At 46.9% G+C, this 16,205-nt stretch carries 15 protein-coding genes; 1 reads left to right on the forward strand and 14 read right to left on the reverse strand.

Annotated features, from left to right (window positions below):
• Positions 1–2 precede the first annotated feature (2 nt).
• The 10 genes from IEY34_RS09385 to IEY34_RS09430 all read right to left on the reverse strand — a co-directional run bounded on the left by IEY34_RS09385 (position 3) and on the right by IEY34_RS09430 (position 11,587).
• Positions 3–1,145, reverse strand: coding sequence for an exo-beta-N-acetylmuramidase NamZ family protein (locus IEY34_RS09385; protein WP_189010985.1), 1,143 nt, complete (start codon positions 1,143–1,145; stop codon positions 3–5).
• Between the two features lie 88 nt (positions 1,146–1,233).
• The gene (locus IEY34_RS09390) at positions 1,234–1,941 is read right to left on the reverse strand and encodes a PIG-L deacetylase family protein (protein ID WP_189010655.1); all 708 of its coding nucleotides are present in this window, start codon (positions 1,939–1,941) and stop codon (positions 1,234–1,236) included.
• Positions 1,938–2,909 carry a GNAT family N-acetyltransferase gene (locus IEY34_RS09395; protein WP_189010657.1) on the reverse strand — a complete coding sequence of 324 codons (972 nt, stop codon included), beginning with the start codon at positions 2,907–2,909 and terminating at the stop codon, positions 1,938–1,940. The genes IEY34_RS09390 and IEY34_RS09395 overlap by 4 nt, the downstream gene beginning before the upstream one ends.
• A gap of 30 nt (positions 2,910–2,939) precedes the next feature.
• Positions 2,940–3,800, reverse strand: a complete 861-nt coding sequence (locus tag IEY34_RS09400) for a carbohydrate ABC transporter permease (protein WP_189010660.1) — start codon at positions 3,798–3,800, stop codon at positions 2,940–2,942.
• Positions 3,801–3,817: 17 nt separating this feature from the next.
• Positions 3,818–4,720, reverse strand: a complete 903-nt coding sequence (locus IEY34_RS09405) for a carbohydrate ABC transporter permease (protein ID WP_189010662.1) — start codon at positions 4,718–4,720, stop codon at positions 3,818–3,820.
• 91 nt (positions 4,721–4,811) lie between these two features.
• Positions 4,812–6,251: an ABC transporter substrate-binding protein gene (locus IEY34_RS09410; protein ID WP_189010672.1), complete on the reverse strand. Its 1,440-nt coding sequence runs from the start codon at positions 6,249–6,251 to the stop codon at positions 4,812–4,814.
• Between the two features lie 46 nt (positions 6,252–6,297).
• On the reverse strand, positions 6,298–7,212 hold the full coding sequence (murQ, locus tag IEY34_RS09415) for an N-acetylmuramic acid 6-phosphate etherase (protein WP_189010674.1): 915 nt from the start codon (positions 7,210–7,212) through the stop codon (positions 6,298–6,300).
• A gap of 178 nt (positions 7,213–7,390) precedes the next feature.
• Entirely contained in the window at positions 7,391–8,257 is an 867-nt protein-coding gene (locus IEY34_RS09420; protein ID WP_189010677.1) for a MurR/RpiR family transcriptional regulator, read from the reverse strand.
• 585 nt (positions 8,258–8,842) lie between these two features.
• Positions 8,843–10,081, reverse strand: a complete 1,239-nt coding sequence (apgM, locus tag IEY34_RS09425) for a 2,3-bisphosphoglycerate-independent phosphoglycerate mutase (protein ID WP_189010679.1) — start codon at positions 10,079–10,081, stop codon at positions 8,843–8,845.
• An 18-nt stretch (positions 10,082–10,099) separates the two neighbouring features.
• The gene (locus IEY34_RS09430) at positions 10,100–11,587 is read right to left on the reverse strand and encodes an SLC13 family permease (RefSeq protein WP_189010688.1); all 1,488 of its coding nucleotides are present in this window, start codon (positions 11,585–11,587) and stop codon (positions 10,100–10,102) included.
• Positions 11,588–11,725: 138 nt separating this feature from the next.
• Between IEY34_RS09430 and IEY34_RS09435 the strand changes: the two genes are divergently transcribed.
• Positions 11,726–12,616 carry a LysR family transcriptional regulator gene (locus IEY34_RS09435; RefSeq protein WP_189010690.1) on the forward strand — a complete coding sequence of 297 codons (891 nt, stop codon included), beginning with the start codon at positions 11,726–11,728 and terminating at the stop codon, positions 12,614–12,616.
• 61 nt (positions 12,617–12,677) lie between these two features.
• Here IEY34_RS09435 and rarD read toward each other — a convergent pair whose 3' ends face one another.
• The 4 genes from rarD to IEY34_RS09455 form a co-directional block, all read right to left on the reverse strand.
• Positions 12,678–13,559: an EamA family transporter RarD gene (gene rarD / locus IEY34_RS09440; protein ID WP_189010692.1), complete on the reverse strand. Its 882-nt coding sequence runs from the start codon at positions 13,557–13,559 to the stop codon at positions 12,678–12,680.
• A gap of 365 nt (positions 13,560–13,924) precedes the next feature.
• Complete coding sequence (locus IEY34_RS09445; RefSeq protein ID WP_189010694.1) at positions 13,925–15,013, reverse strand: nitric oxide synthase oxygenase; 1,089 nt, start codon at positions 15,011–15,013, stop codon at positions 13,925–13,927.
• 73 nt (positions 15,014–15,086) lie between these two features.
• Positions 15,087–15,419: a hypothetical protein gene (locus IEY34_RS09450; protein WP_189010695.1), complete on the reverse strand. Its 333-nt coding sequence runs from the start codon at positions 15,417–15,419 to the stop codon at positions 15,087–15,089.
• A 26-nt stretch (positions 15,420–15,445) separates the two neighbouring features.
• The gene (locus IEY34_RS09455) at positions 15,446–16,144 is read right to left on the reverse strand and encodes a pirin family protein (protein WP_189010697.1); all 699 of its coding nucleotides are present in this window, start codon (positions 16,142–16,144) and stop codon (positions 15,446–15,448) included.
• Positions 16,145–16,205 lie beyond the last annotated feature (61 nt).

Genomic DNA, 16,205 nt, shown 5'->3' on the forward strand with positions numbered 1-16,205 from the left:
GCTTATGGATATAAATGATATCGCTCTTTGATTTGTCCAAAGAGTTGGCTTTCCTCACGAAATTGCTCCAGCAGCGCCGGAACATCCACGCTGTCTTCCCGGTATACCTTATCGCCGCCCAATAAATCAATAAAAGGCCGCGATCCCTCTTTCACCGGTGGCAGAAAAGCGAACTGTTCATAGTTGTTTTTGATCGTATACAGTAATGCAACACCGGTCTCTAATGGCCGTATCGTCCGTGTATCGAGCACATGCAGCTGTACGCCGCTACAGGGCTCTCCTTGAAACTTGGAGAATGTCGGTTTGAAATAAACCGGACGGAACAGAACCCCCGGCAGCTTCTTCGCGTTCATGTCATCCGCCAGCTTCTGGGCATCGATGAATGGCGCTCCAACGATTTCGAAAGGAACCGTTGTCCCTCTGCCCTCAGATAGATTCGTCCCTTCGAACAAGCAGGTGCCAGTGTAAAGCAAGGCGGTCTCAAACCGCGGAATCCCCATGGACGGCATCACCCACTGGCGGCCTGTTTCAGGAAACAGCATCTGCCTCTCCCAGCCTTGACAGCGCACCACATGCAGCTCGCATTGCCAGTTCATTTGATCATTCACCATTGTGGCCAATTCACCAACAGTCAGCCCATATCTGACACAGAGCGGATAGTTGCCTACAAAGGATTGGTAGCCGAGTTTTAACTGATTTCCTTCTACGGTCACACCGTCCAGCGGGTTAATCCGGTCCAAAATGACAAAAGGCTTGCCTGCCCTCGCACAGTCTTCCAAAGCATACAGCATCGTATAAATGAACGTATAATAGCGAACACCTACATCCTGAATATCATAGACGACCATGTCGACTTCATCCAGCATGGCTTGCGTTAACCGTTTGGAATCTTTGCGATATAAACTATAGACCGGCACTTTGGTTATCGGATCCAGATACGTTTCTACCTGAGCGCCAGCAGCTTGATCCCCACGCACCCCATGTTCAGGGGAAAATAAAGCGGTTAGCTGGAATTGTTCATGTAAAATTTGAATCGTGGATACAAAGTCACTGTTTAATCCGGTTGGCGCGGTGATGAGACCCAAACGTTTCCCTTTGAAGAGATGTGCATATTGCCTGATACCATCAATACCGTTAAGAATCATTGCCATTTCCTCACTCCTGTTTGATTGAGAAAACCCCTACCCGAGCCTTATGTTGGATAAGCGGCTGCGTGCAGAGGTCGGATACTGTCTATAATTCAGTTTTGAGCACACGCATATTTTCTTCCGGAATCATGAACGTTTGTGCATATTGCTTTCTGGCTTCCAGGCCGCGGACTCTCATCAAATGTTTGTAATACTCCAAATACTGGAATGATTTGCTGCCTGTTACGAACCAATGCGTAGATACCGCCTTCACCCATAGATCAAAAGCTTCTACGTCAAAGTCGACATACACATACGGACGATAGTCGACCGCATCCTCCCAGTTCTCGGCATAATACAATCTCTGGGCAAAATGTGCCGGAAGCTCCCGCTCGAACGTCGGCAAGGCGGCAAAAAAGCGGGCATCGTTCACGATGCGGTGTGTTGTCATATGATCCTTGTGCATGCTGTTCTTCCAATGGGTAATAATTACGTTAGGTCGAACCTGACGAATGACATCGCATACACGGAAACGCATCTCTTGGTTATCCGGCAGTTCGCCGTCCGGAATATCGTCGAATACGAACGCTTCCCCGCCCAGCATCTCGGCAAACGTTTTGGCCTCTTTCACTTTCTGCACGCGGTATTCGGCCATATCTTCTCCTGCCGGAACGCCGCGTTCGCCTGCCGTCAGTGCCAGGGTCGCAATGCGATCCCCCTTCAATGAGTGGCTTGCCAATACGCCGCCTGCCGTTAATTCGGCATCGCCTACGTGTCCGCCGATGGCCAGAATCGTTAACTTTTCTTCGCTCATGATACAAACTCCCTTCTCATAACAGAAAATTGTTTGACGGTTGTAAAACCAGCTTTTTCATAGATGCGGATTGCCGGATTCGTGCTGCCGGTATACAAAGACATATAATCGGTTTGAATCGCATGAAAAGCTTCACAAAGCTTGAAGAAAAGGATGCTTCCTAACCCGTGTCCTTCGTGATCGGGAAGGACACCGATGCCGGCGAAATATCCACGGCCGTTCGCTTGCCGAATGACCGGCCCAGCGAATCCGACGGGTTCGCCTTTATATGCAGCAATGACCACAGGCACACCGTCTGCCACGCATTGCCCGATTTGCTTTTGCCATAGTACATTATTAAAGCCATTAAGCATATGATCAACACCCGCATGTTTCATGGGGTCAAATAAGGCCACCTGATAACCCTGGGCACCAGCTTTGTCTTCCTTGGCTTTAATTTCTTGCGGAAGGGTGAATCCTGCTAGGTTCAAGTACATCGCACACTGTTTGGCCCGTTCCTGATAGCCATGCGCAAGCAGATACGCATACAACCTGCTATCTACCGGCACACCAGGCGCATTGTTGTGTTCATGGTTCGGTGTATCCGGTATATACCATGGCAGCAGCATCGGGTTAAAGAAAAGGATGTCTGCCTGTTTTTTGCCCAAGTCGATGAAGCGCTGCTCCAAAGCAGCTAACAACTCCCCGTAATTTCCATCGGTTTGGTGCGGTTGCGACAAGACGATACAGGTGATATAGCCTGCCACATTGCCAAGCGGCAAATCATCGCCCGTGCATCCGCAAGCAAAACCTTGGACTTGATCTGACACCAATCGAACAAACGTATTCTTCTTATCGAAATAAGGGTTGGATAAGAAAATCTCATCGAAGCTCTGCCGCGTCAGCTCTTTGTAGCCATCTCGGACAGCTTCCTCATTCCATAAATCAATAACAGCTTGTGTGTATGAATCATCCCAGGACACAATCATGATGATATGCTGCCTCCCCCGAAGCCTTGATTAACCTTTCACTGCTCCGACTGTTACACCCTCTAGGAAGTATCTCTGCAAGCTGAAGAACAGGATAAACATCGGCAATGCTGAGATCGTTGCACCAGCCATCATAGGCGCGATGAACGTCGTATTGGCGAAGCGGAAGTTTTTCAAACCTACCTGAATCGTTTGCATATCCATCGTATTCGTGACGAGAAGCGGCCAGAAGAACGTGTTCCAGCTGTCCATGAAGGTCAGAATCCCCATAACGGCGAGAACCGTTTTCGACAGAGGCAGGATAATTCTCCAGTAAATCTGGAACTGGCTGCAGCCTTCAATTTTGGCAGATTCCATAATTTCATTCGGGATGCTGCCCATAAACTGTTTGGCTAAGAAAATGTTATAAACCGTGACAATACTCGGCATAATTAACGCGCTGTACGTATTTTGCAGTTCAAACACGTTAACAACCAAGATGTACAAGGGAACTTGTGTCACCTGATAAGGAATCATCATCGAAACAAGCAGCACAGCGAACAAGGGACCTCTTCCTTTGAAACGAAGCTTGGAGAAGGCATACCCGGCCATACTGGCAAAAATCACGTTCGAAATCATCACCGTTGTGGCTACGATTAGCGAGTTCAATATCCAACGATACGAATATTCACTGTAATCAAAGAAGAATTTGAAAGAAGCGAATGTAAATTTACTTGGCAAAATAGAATAACTGACCGCCCCGGCCTCGACCGGATCCGCAAAGGAAGAGATCACCATGAAATAAATTGGAAATATGGTCGCCAAAGCGAAAAGAAGAAGGGCGATAAAAATGATTGTATTTCGCGTAGTCTTGACTTTCGGATTTCCTGCATGAGTGCTGTACAATGCCATTTTTGTATCCCCCCTTCTTAATACTCGACGTCTTTGCCGGCATATTTAAACTGAATAACCGAAATTCCTGCGATGATAACCGCTAGTATGAGTGATTGCGCGGCTGCTTTACCGAATTCAAAATAGGTGAACGCATTGTTGAAAATCAGCAAACCAACCATCGTGGTGGCATTGTTGGGTCCGCCACCTGTCATCAGATAAGCGTTCTGGAACACTTGGAAGGAAGCGATGACACCCGTTACTAACAGAAACAGCGTAGCTGGTTTCAAGGCAGGAATTACGATATAGCGAATTTTCTGAAAGAAATTGGCTCCATCGAGCTCTGCCGCCTCGTAATACGCATCATCTATCCCCAATAATCCCGCTAGGTAGATAATAATGCTGGTACCGTGACTGGATAGCCAGGACATGAGAACCAAAGAGAACATAGCCGTGCTGCTTGAACCCAGCCAGTTTTGATTGCTGAAGCCGAAGAATCGAATCAGCTGATTAAGAATTCCGCCTTCCATTGGATCGAAGATCCATAGCCATACGACGGATAACGCGACGCCAGAAGCAACGACTGGCAAGTAGTAAACGGCTTTGAAGAAGGACTGCGTTTTCTTCCTGAGTGGCAGAATCAATACAGCGATTGCCATGGATAAAAGTAGATTCACAGGAACGGTAAGAACGGTATAAAGGAGCGTATTGCCCATTGCTTTCCAAAATAAAGCATCTTTTAATGAATTCGTATAATTGTCCAAACCAATATAGGTGGAGCCTAGCGGCTTATATTCCTGCAAACTAATCATAAAGGCGCTGACAACCGGGTAAGCGGTAAACATGGCAAAGGCCACCAATGCTACAGCAATGAAAGCATACCCCCAGGCTCCTTCGCCTTTGATTCTCCTTCTTTTTATCGATCCGGCGATATTAGCCATACTGTCAAACCCCCTTTCAGAAAACTCATGTTAAAATAGTTCGGATAGTCGCACTTTCGATGCGCGACTATCCGAAGGGTTGATACCTAGATTAGTCTTTCACAATTCCATTTTCGCCAAACGCGGCAATGGCCGCTGTTTTAACAGCTTCGTACATCGCTTCTGCCGTAATCTCACCAGCAATTAAGCCTTGGAATTTAGGTACAATAACTTCTGTTTCTAGTTTAATTGCTTTGGCCCCAAGGTCACTCGGGATATCAGGACGAGCTGGTGTTGCATTTTTAAGCATATTGTCAACAGCAATGATATTGTCTGGGCTGCGATCAATTTTCATGCTTTCAGCTGCTTTTTTACCGCTTTGTGTAATGTGCGCTGCGAACAAATCATTGTTCGTCGTTGCCGCTACTTTGCCGCTAGCTAAGAAGTAAGCCGCTTTAACCACATTCGCTTTGTGCTCAGCAGTTGGTTCTTTTTTACCGCGGAAAGTCACATAACCGTCTACGACTGTGCTGGATGAAGCTTTAGCTCCTTGGAACGTTGGAGCTGGCAATACGATGTAATCGACAGGAATACTGCCTTTGACAGCACTGCCGTCATTCGCTGTAATTTTGGCGTTGTTTGCTTTCGCCGAATTCTCGAACGTAGCCAAACCTTTACCCGTAATCATCGTTTGACCCGTCAAGAACATATTCCAGCGTTTCCCTGCATCAACGGAGCTAAGCTCTTTGGGCATGGAACCGTCATCAATTAACTGGCGAAGATTTTTGAGCAATCCCAAATAGTTTTTGCTTGTGTAGGCATATTTCAAATCTTTATCAAACGGAGCTGGCATGCCTGCATTTTTGGCCATAATACCCAAATAATCTTTGGCAGCAACACCTTTGGTAGCGAATACAAAGCCGTATGTGCTCGTTTGACCATTCTCTTTAATAACACCTTTTTTGATCGCTTCACGGAACTCATCGAATGTCCAACCATTTTGTTGAACTTTCTTCCAGTCGATACCCGCTTTTTCCAAATACGCTTTGTTACCGCCCAGGGCGTGCACTTCCATATAAGCCGGGAAGCCGTAGAGGCCTTTGCCGTTCTTCATATATTCAAGCGGCGCCTTGTCGTAGTCAGCAACCATTTCTTTGGTCGCTGTATCGGTGATATCAAGTACCATGCCTTGCTGCACATATTTGGAGATGCCTTCAGAACCGATGAAAGCAATATCCGGAGGGCTGCCTGCATTCACTTGCGTATCCAGCTTCTGCGTCATATCTTCCCAGCTTGCTGGTTCGATTTTCAGCGTCAGGTTCGGGTTCGCGGCATTGAAATCCTTGGCAATTTGTTCGAAAGTCTTCTGGTAGTTTGGTGAAACCGGTGGAAGCAATGCGGTAATGGTATCTTTGGCCGTTGACGTTGACGTGCTTGCAGATGCGGCTGGCGTGGAAGTGCCGGCTGTATTGCTTTCAGTTTTACCCCCACAAGCCGTTAGGGCCATGGTTAAAGCGACGACGGATGCTAATACATGCATTTTTCTTTTCATAAAAAGCTAACCTCCCAGTTTAGGAACCTTTTTTATATTGCGTTATTTATACAACTTTGATAAAGGTGCTTATTGCTTTTTTCAAACTACCGTCACACTGTTCTAAGGCTTGCCCTGCTTCCGCGGCATCCATGCCGGTCTTGATCATCATAATAGCTAGTTTACAATTCATCGACGCTTTCTCCAAATAGGCAATCGCTTGGCTGTCGTCTACGCCTGTCGCTATTTTGATAATACGCACGGACCGATCATACAATTTGATGTTGCTTGCCTTCATGTCAACCATAAGGTTGTTGTATGTTTTGCCAAGCTTCACCATCGTACAAGTCGTCAGCATATTGAGAACCAGCTTCTGTGCTGTCCCCGCTTTCAAACGGGTAGATCCCATAATCACTTCCGGCCCCACCACAGGAGCAATACATACTTCACAGACAGACTCTAACTTGGAATGCTTGTTATTCACAACGCCGATAGTTGCAGCTCCCAGTTCCTTCGCTTTGTTCAAAGCAGCAATCACGAACTGTGCGCTCCCGCTGGCTGTAATTCCAACTACAGCATCTTTGTCTGTCACGCCGCACCGTTCTATCAGTGCGATCCCCTCTTCTGCATTATCTTCAAAGCCTTCCACTGCTGTTCGAAGCGCCCCATCGCCACCGGCAATATGACCTTGCACCAGCATGGGATCAATCCCAAACGTAGGTGGACATTCAGAAGCATCGAGCACACCGAGTCTGCCAGACGATCCTGCTCCTACGTAAAACATTCTGCCGCCGTTCTTGAGAACGCGATGCAGAATGTCAACCGCTTTCATAATCTGCGGTATTTCCGCAGCTACAGCGCCCGGCACCCTTGCGTCTTGTTCATTCATCAAACGAAGCATCTGTTCCGTTGTACCTTCATCTATCATCAGCGTTTGCTCATTAATCTCTTCCGTAGTCAATCCTGACAGATACTCATCCATAGCCATCCTCCTGTCCTGTTTTTTTTGAATTTCATAAATTTATACTAACGAAAAGTTTCATCACGGTCAATAGTTTTTGAAATTTTATTTTATTTTACAATAAACTTTTGATTTTTTATTTTATTTTACAACAAAAAAAGACAACGACTTTAGGTAGCTAAGTCGTTGTCTTTGTCATTTATTTGCGATGTTTGCTGCTTGCTATAATATCGTGCGTTTTGGATAAATATTTCTTCACATGTTTGTATTCGCTGCTGGCCACCCCGGCAAAAAGGATGTCGATCACCGTTAACATCGCGATTCGCGAGCCCATCGCCCCGCTTCTGATCGTAACTTCAGGCGTCGAAATGCTTAATACAATATTCGCCTTGTCGGCCAACTCGCTTTTGTTATATTTGGTAATGGCAATAATGCAAGCGCCATTCTTTTTGGCAATTTCTAGCGCATCCAGAATTTCAATCGTGCTGCCGGAATTGGAAATGAAGATCGCTACATCGCTTTTTCCCAGGAGTGTTGCTGCCGTAAGCTGACTGTGTCCATCCGTATAGGTATGGCACATCTTGTTAATTCGGGAAAATTTCTGCTCCGCATCAATCCCGACCAAGCCTGACGCACCGATGCCAAAAAACACAATGCGATTGCTGTCACAGAGCACTCTGACGGCTCGCGCGATTTCATTTTTATCGATGACACTTAGTGTATCCTCAATGGATTTGCTGTTATTCCGGGAAATATTAGAAATGATAGTGGATAAATCATCCCCAGGCTGTATATCGGTATACTGATCCTTCTGCTCCTCATCCATCGATCCGAGCGAAGCCGAAATACTGACAATAAAGTTGCGGTAACCTTTGTACCCCATCGTTTTGCAGAAACGCAGCACGGATGCATCACTGGTCTTCGTCAGCTGTGCGAGACTCTTGATGGAAAGATGCGGAATATCATCTAGATTCTCCAGTATATATTCGGCTACCAGCTTCTCAACCGGCGTTAAACTGTCCTTCATATCTCGAATTTTAATCAAAATATTATCATTAATTGACATTTGGTTTCCCTACTCATCCTAAAGTATCCGAGCTGAATTCCCTTTCATCATACGAAGAATTGCTCAAAAAAACAAGATGAATATCTAAAAATGACTAAAATTGACATCCGTTGATTCGAATTTTTATTTTGAAATATAATTATCACCGTAAAATTTAATTTCGATTTAATGGTGTCGTGGCAAATGATTGCTCCTGCATAGAATGACTGAAAAGCAGCACCAACTGAGTCTTACTAGCAACAAAACCTAGGCAAAGGGAACTCAAGGACGCTATTTAGGCAAAAAGTAGGGATACGAGGGTCATAGCGGAACTACAGGGTCTTATTTCTACGAAAAGCGCTCATTTTCCCACAAAACAGCAGAATAGAGCACTGTAGTTCCCTTTGGCTCGCGAGAATTCCACTTTTTACTAGAATAGTGAACTGTAGTTCCCTCCCTCTGCGAGAGGCAGCTGGTGTAGGCAACTTTCACCATATCATGCTGCCCAACCGTATTTCGTTACTAAGATGACGCGGCTGGTGGCTGTTGACGCCAAAATAGGCCGCTCTCCAGTTTCCAACCTTGGAGAGACAGCCATTTTGCAATCTAGTTGCCTTGCTTTTTCACAACCCCCATTAACCCATGCAGCGTTCTGACGAAATCTGCTCCGGATAAACGTCCAAGCCCGCCATAGGCGCAATCCATCTCATTGTACTTCGTATTGCGATCTCTGCGGATACTTGGCCCATAAATAAGAATCGGCACAGGATCGCCTGTGTGCTCACCTATCTCACAAGGCGTGGAGTGATCCGCCGCAAGAGCCAGGTAAGTATCCTCCGGCAGCTTATCTGCGATAAGCCCTACCATCCGGTCGAACAGCTCGATCGCTCTTGCCTTCTCGAAAGGTTCGTTATCATGGCCTTTTACATCCGGCGCTTTCAAATGGACATAGACCATATCACTCTCGGATATTTCTTCCAGTGCCCTTTGGGCTTTTAATTCAATATTCGTATCGATGTTCCCCGTCATGCTGGCTGCCGTCACCGTCTTAAATCCGGCAAGTTGAGCCACGCCCAAAACGGTGCTTTCACCCGCAATGCAGCTCCCTTGGATCGATAGCTGTTTGACAATGGGGTCAAGATCAGCCAATTGCCCAGCCCCTCGGGTCAAGATGAAATTAGCGGGATTCTGATCCTGTTTCTGACGCCGCGCATTTACCGGATGGTTCAACAATATGTCGTGAGCCTTCTGAAGGAAGCGATTCAAGACAGCCGCTGTTCGCTCAGCCTCCTTCGTATGGTCAAGCGCTTCTATCGGATGAAAGGCTACGCCGTCATTGGGCGCTTTGGGATCAGAATCACTGATTTGATCACTCAATCCGTCTCCCCGAAGAATGAGCACTGCGCGATGTTCAGTAGCTGCGCGATAATAAATTTCAACGCCGTCGATACAAATCCCATTAATGGCGTCAGCTAATTCATCCGTCCCCTCTCGTATGCGGTCCGCACGGCGATCTACAACAATCCCATTCTCGTTCACGGTGGCAAAATTACAGCGAAGCACGACATCCCCCGCTTTAACTGCCATCCCAATACCCAATGCCTCGATCGGCCCGCGTCCTGGATAGTGATGCGGTTGATAGCCAAATAAAATCAGATGCCCCATGTCCGTCCCCACAGGAATGCCAGGAGCAATTAAATCCATCATCCCCGTTGTGCCTTTTGCTGCTAACCGATCAAGATTTGGCGTTGCGGCATATTCGAGTGGTGTTCGCTGACCTAATAAAGGGTGAGGTCGATCCCCTAATCCGTCAGCTATAGCCACAATAACTTTTCTTCTAAGCATGGTCTCCTCCATATATGTTTATAATCCCAGCAATTTAAACCAGGTGAAAATAGATAAGCTGATGACACTAGCACCGATAAAACAAGTCACAATGGCATATTTCACTTGATCCAAGACAGAGAAATAGCCTGTTCCGAAATAGATGGTGTTTACTTTGGAATGCGGAGGCAGCGTAATCGTGTACGTCATTGTCATAGCTGCTGCTAAGGCAAGAGGCACAGGATCCATGCCCAGTGATTTGGCTAGCGCGATGAAAGCCGGGATCAAGATCGTCACGCGCACCGTTTTACTCGTAAAAATGAGATGGCTGTACATACTGAGGAACACGACCACCACATAAACCAAGGTATGACTCATATGTTCTAGTCCCAGGAAACTGACTACATTCTTAATGATCCATTCCGCGCCCTTGGATTTATCGAGTGCATTGCCAACCGCGTAAGCGCCTGCGGCGAATATCATCAATTCCCATTTGATGTTCGCTTCTTTCCATGTCAGTACCCCAACTCTAGGCAGCAGGCAAAATAGCGCCGCAAGAACCGCGGTTTGTTCGGTGCTGATAGAGAAACCAAACCAACCTTTTTGATAATCGCCAGTCGCCCAAAGAAGGACCGTACAAACAAAAATGATCAAAGCCTTCTTTTCATTCAGTGAAAAAGAACCCAGCTTCTTCAATTCATCTTTCAGCGTCCCCATAGCATCCTGGAAGTTGGATTCCCCTTTGATGGAAAATAGCTTTAACCCAATGAAGAAGGTCAGACCCATCGTGATAATCGCCGTAGGCATAGAAGCGAGCAGCCAATCCATATAGCCGATATGCCCGCCCGCTTGTTCGTTGATAAAGCCCACGGCAATGATATTGCCGGAAGTGGCTGTCATAACGCCGGATGTCGCGATCGCGTCTGCCTGGACGCCTTGCAGCATCATAACTTTCCCTAGATTGCTGCTGCCCGGCATTGCTCGGTAGACTTCAAGCAATATTAAGCAGATAGGCACCATTAGCGTTGCTCTTGCCGTTGTTGATGGGACGAAGAAAGCAAGCACAAAATTAATAATAATAAGGACGAGCAGCGTTCTTTTGGGTGTTTTCCCGAAACTCGTAACCATCCATAAGGCGAATCTTCTGCCTAAATTAGATTTCATCATGGCGGAAGTAAGAATAAATGCGGCTACCATTAACCAAATAACGTCAAAGCCTAATGTTCCGAAGGCCACTTCCTGATCTTTCACAGCTCCAACTAGTGGAAGCAGCAAAATCGCCATAATGGATGTTAAATAAATCGGAATCGGTGTAGTTATCCAGAGAATTAGCGATGCTGTAAAAATAGAGATAGCTTTTTGCCCTTCTGCGCTCAAGCCCGCTGGCGTTGGCATGAAGAAAAGCAATAGTCCCACAATGACGGCAAGCGGGATTCCCCACTTTTTCATGATGTCTTCCGCTTTGCTCTTCTTGGGGAGTTGCGGCTCCTTTCCATCCTTTTCTGGGGTCGTCAGGATATTGGTCATCGATCATTCTCCTCAAACTTATAATGTATTCGCTTTCATTTTAGCTAAAACAATACTATAAAACAATTTGATTTAATTTTAATTATCATAATATTTTGTTATAGTAGTAGATATCACTCTATACTAGCGAGGTACACGATGAACGTTAATAAACTCCAAACCTTTCTAACACTCTCAGAATGCCTTAATTTTACGGAAGCAGCTGAACGGCTCTATTGCTCCCAGCCGTCTGTCAGTATGCAGATTCAAAGCATGGAAGATGACCTGGGTGTTCCCCTATTCGACAGAATCGGCAAAAAACTGTACTTAACCAAACAAGGCGAACATTTCAAACCCTACGCGGAACAAATCATCAACTTACTTGCCTCGGCCAAGGATCATATCCGCCAGCTCGAGGATCTATCTTTTGGAACTTTATCCATAGGAGCCAGCAATTTTGTCGGTGTTTACCTGCTCCCACGCATGCTGCGAGAGTACACGACGTCATTCCCCAATATTAAAATTAATATGAATATCACATCTTCCAATCATCTCATTCACATGCTGGAGACGAATAAAGTGGATTTATTAATTCTGTCAGATCGTGTGCGGATAGATGAAACGCGTTATCAGCGAACTACCTTTTATCAGGACGAACTCGTTCTCATCGTGAACCCCGAGCACAAGCTGGCTAAGCAGAAGACATGTACCCTAGCAGATTTGACCAACGAAACATTCATTCTAAAACCGAATAAATCCGCCACGCGCGTCTACCTGGAAGATCAATTCCAAGAGCATGGCTTTACGCCCCCGCATTATATGGAAATCAGTAACTTGGAAGGCATCAAACAAGGCGTCATTCATAATCTCGGCGTTTCTATTGTCTCTAACTTTGCCATCCAACAAGAACTCAAACACGGCTTGCTGGTTAAGGTTCCTATACAAGGCATCCAATTTCTTCGCGGAATCAGCTATGTCTATCCTCGCAATAAACATTTCTCGCCTGCGGCCAACAAGTTTCTGCCATTGTTGGATCAAGCTAATCTATAGCAGGGGGGAATAAAAAAAGAAGAAGAACTGCAGCTCAGACTGCCAGTTCTTCTTTGGGGATTTATTTGGCTACAGAAGTTCTCGCCACTCTCACTGATGCCATTGCGTAGACAACTAGCGCCGTCCAAATCAAGGCAAAACTGATGAGCAGCATCGGGGAGAAATTTTCTTTGAATACGAAGATGCTGAGCATCAGGGTGATGGAAGGACCAATATATTGAATGAATCCAAGCATGGAGAGCGGGAGTCGAACAGCCGCTTTGGCAAACCATAATAAAGGCAAGGCGGTTGCCACACCCGATAGTAATAAAAGAGTTAATGAAAGCGGCGGCAGCGACCAAGCCGAGTCATGATGCGTCAGATGTAAGTAAATAACGTACACCAGGGCTATCGGGAAAACAACGGCCGTTTCCCCTGCCAGACCGATAGACGCGTCGTAGGAAACTCTCTTTTTCACAAGGCTGTATAGGCCGAAGGTAGTCGCTAGCGTGACTGAAATCCATGGGAATCGGCCGTAGTCAATCGTTGCGAGCAGCACGCCTGCGCCTGCCAATGCAACAGCAAGCCATTGACTGCCGCTTGGTTTTTCACGCAGAAAAAAGACACCCAGCATAACATTGAACAGCGGCGTAATATAGTAGCCCAAGCTGGTCTCGATCACATGTCCATTATTGACTGCCCAGATGAAGATGAGCCAATTCGAGCTGATCAGCAGCCCGCTTGCCCCTACAAGGAGCAGGACTTTGCCGTTCGTCACCATTTTGCGAATTTCTGGCCATCGCCCGCGTCCTATCAAGAGGAAAACAGCCATGAAAACAAATGACCAAACCACACGGTGAGACAGGATTTCACCCGCTAGCAGCGTTTCAAACGATTTCCAATATAGCGGCAGTAAGCCCCAAGCCGTATAGGCAAGAATGGCGTACCAAAGACCTTTCTTCATAGCAAAATCCTCTTTTCTATTCGGTACAAACGGATAGATTCACAATTTTATCCGCCGGTCAATTTCATCGCAGCATATAGCGAAGAACCCCATCATCACCTTAGGGTAACACACACCAAAAAGAACGTCGATACGTTATTTGGGACAAATAGACGCTATTTCGCTCATTGATGGAGCAACCATTCGCGATTACTCCGATTATCTCTTCAAATCGCCCGATTGGTCACATATCGGTGCATCGTAGTTCCTCTGTATGGGTGAAATGGCGGCATATCCAACCTTCCGCGGATTGCGGCCCTCTTCCCGTATAGGAAATAGAGCAAACCTTGCCTAACGGCTAGGTTTGCTCTACAATTTTGTGCGGATTATTCGGACTCCGTCCGGTAGAAGAAATTAGGCAGCTTCACTTCGTTGTTATAGCCATGATGAAAGATATGCGTCGTAGCCGGCGAAAGCGGCGGAATCAACCAAGTCCAGTCGCCCGTTACCTCGCGGCCTGTCTTCTTTTCATTATCCTCGAAGCGTTGGAACTGCTTCGCTGCGGTATGATGATCCACGATCGCCACGCCTTGCTTCTGATAGGAGTGCAGCACAGCTACGTTTAGCTCCACCAGTGCGCGATCTTTCCACAAGGAAGCATCGCGTCTTGTGTCCAGTCCCATAATGGCAGCGACCTTAGGCAGCATGTTGTATCTGGCTTCGTCAGCGAAATTGCGGGCTCCAATCTCTGTCCCCATGTACCAACCGTTGAATGGCGCAGCCGGATAAGAGATGCCGCCAATCTCCAAACGCATGTTGGAAACGATAGGCACAGCGTACCATTGCAGTTTCAGCTGCTCAAAAGCCTCTATCTCTGGATGCGTAATAGCTACTTCCATGATTAAGCTGCTTGGCACTTCGAACCATCGGGGCGTTCTCTCGCCGATTTGCACGACATGCGGCAGCACATCATAAGGCGTTCCCGCTCCCTGCCAGCCAAGAGCCTGGCATTGTTTCGTCAGTGCCAGTGAGGCTGGGTCGCCAACCAAGCCCTCCTCTGTCTCATAGCACGCGTAGCGAATTAGCTGCTCATTCCAGATTCGAAACACTTCTCCCTTGCCATCGTCAGACGGAAAAATGGTCGTTACCGGGCGAATCTTACCGCCATTCGTAGCGAAATCAATGTGTGTAAGAAGCGCTTCAGCCATCTGCTCTTCGGTCTCAACGTGGCGCGCATCCTGAACCTTGAGCGTTTCCCAGAACAATCGCCCAATGCAGCGATTGCTGTTGCGCCAAGCCATTTTGGCCCCATGCTCAAGTTCTTGCAGGGTTTGCTCATAACGACCTTGGCGGTGGATCGCCTCCGTTATCTCAGCGAGACGGGCAGTGATTTCAGCTTCGCTTTTGCCCAATTCGGCATAGCATTCTTGTATAAACGGGACAGCTTTCTCCAGCAGTTGATCCTGAACTTTCATTGGTAGGACTCCTATCCATTAGCCATGGAAGCTCTCGCAGAATCCTAGCCCCTGCTGCTTCCTATTTGTGTAATTACAATTGTGCGCTGAATTGCTCAGGCACGTAGATGATTTGTGAAGTGGCTACAATCGTCAACTCGCCCTTGTCTGCGGAATAATGCACCGAATCATCCCCGGCATAAAACCAAATTTTCTTCGTAGGTTCATTCTCGATTTCTTGAAAAACAAACACATTGAGCTCATTTTTCCATTTCAAAAGCTCAGCGATGTCCTCTTCTCGCGCTATTTGTACCGTAAAAACCCAGTGATCGTCGATTTTATTCCACACATAGGGAACTGGATGTTTACCTGTATCAATAAAGGCTCGACCGCCTACCGCATGCTTCACCAAAAAGACTTCCTTCATTACTCGCAGCCTCCTTCTTCAACCGATTAGGGTAGATCAATTAACATGAAATGCGTGTCTTCCACACCACGAATAGCGACAGATGATTCTGCTTGTATACGCGCGCTATCTTTCGTTTCCAGCACAGTCTCATTGGCTGCAAGCTTTCCGCTGATGACCATGAGGAAAATGCGGCGATTCTCGCCCTGGTTGAAAACAAGCTCTTTCCCGGCATCCAGCTTGCTAAGATAAATGCTCATATCTTGGTGAATCTTGGCGATGTGCTCGCCACCCTCAGGCGTAACTACGGGCAGCAGCGCATTGATCATGGCCTCAGGCTCGTACGTCACATTTTCAAAAGAGGGCTCCATCCCCCGTTTCTCGGGCATAAACCACAGTTGGAACAGACTCATCGGCTCCGTTTCCGATGCATTGTACTCGGCATGAATGACGCCGCTGCCCGCTGACATTCGCTGAACGCCGTTCGCCGCAGTGACCGCAACATGCCCTAGGCTGTCCTCATGTTTAATCGCTCCGCTGAGCACGATGCTGACAATCTCCATATCGCTATGCGGATGTGGGCCAAATCCCCGTCCTGCGGCAATATCGTCATCATTGCATACTCGCATTACACCAAATCCCACGTTCTCTTCATCAAAATAATCGCCAAACGAGAAATTCTTATGGCTTTTCAACCAACCCAAATCGGTTGAGTTGCGCGTATGCGCCGGGAATACTTGTATCACAGCAATCGCCTCCTTCATAAAGTACTCTTAGCTTAACACAATCCGCTAACCCACATCCATG

Origin of the sequence: Paenibacillus marchantiophytorum (genome assembly GCF_014640555.1) — a bacterium.
Classification (GTDB): domain Bacteria; phylum Bacillota; class Bacilli; order Paenibacillales; family NBRC-103111; genus Paenibacillus_E; species Paenibacillus_E marchantiophytorum.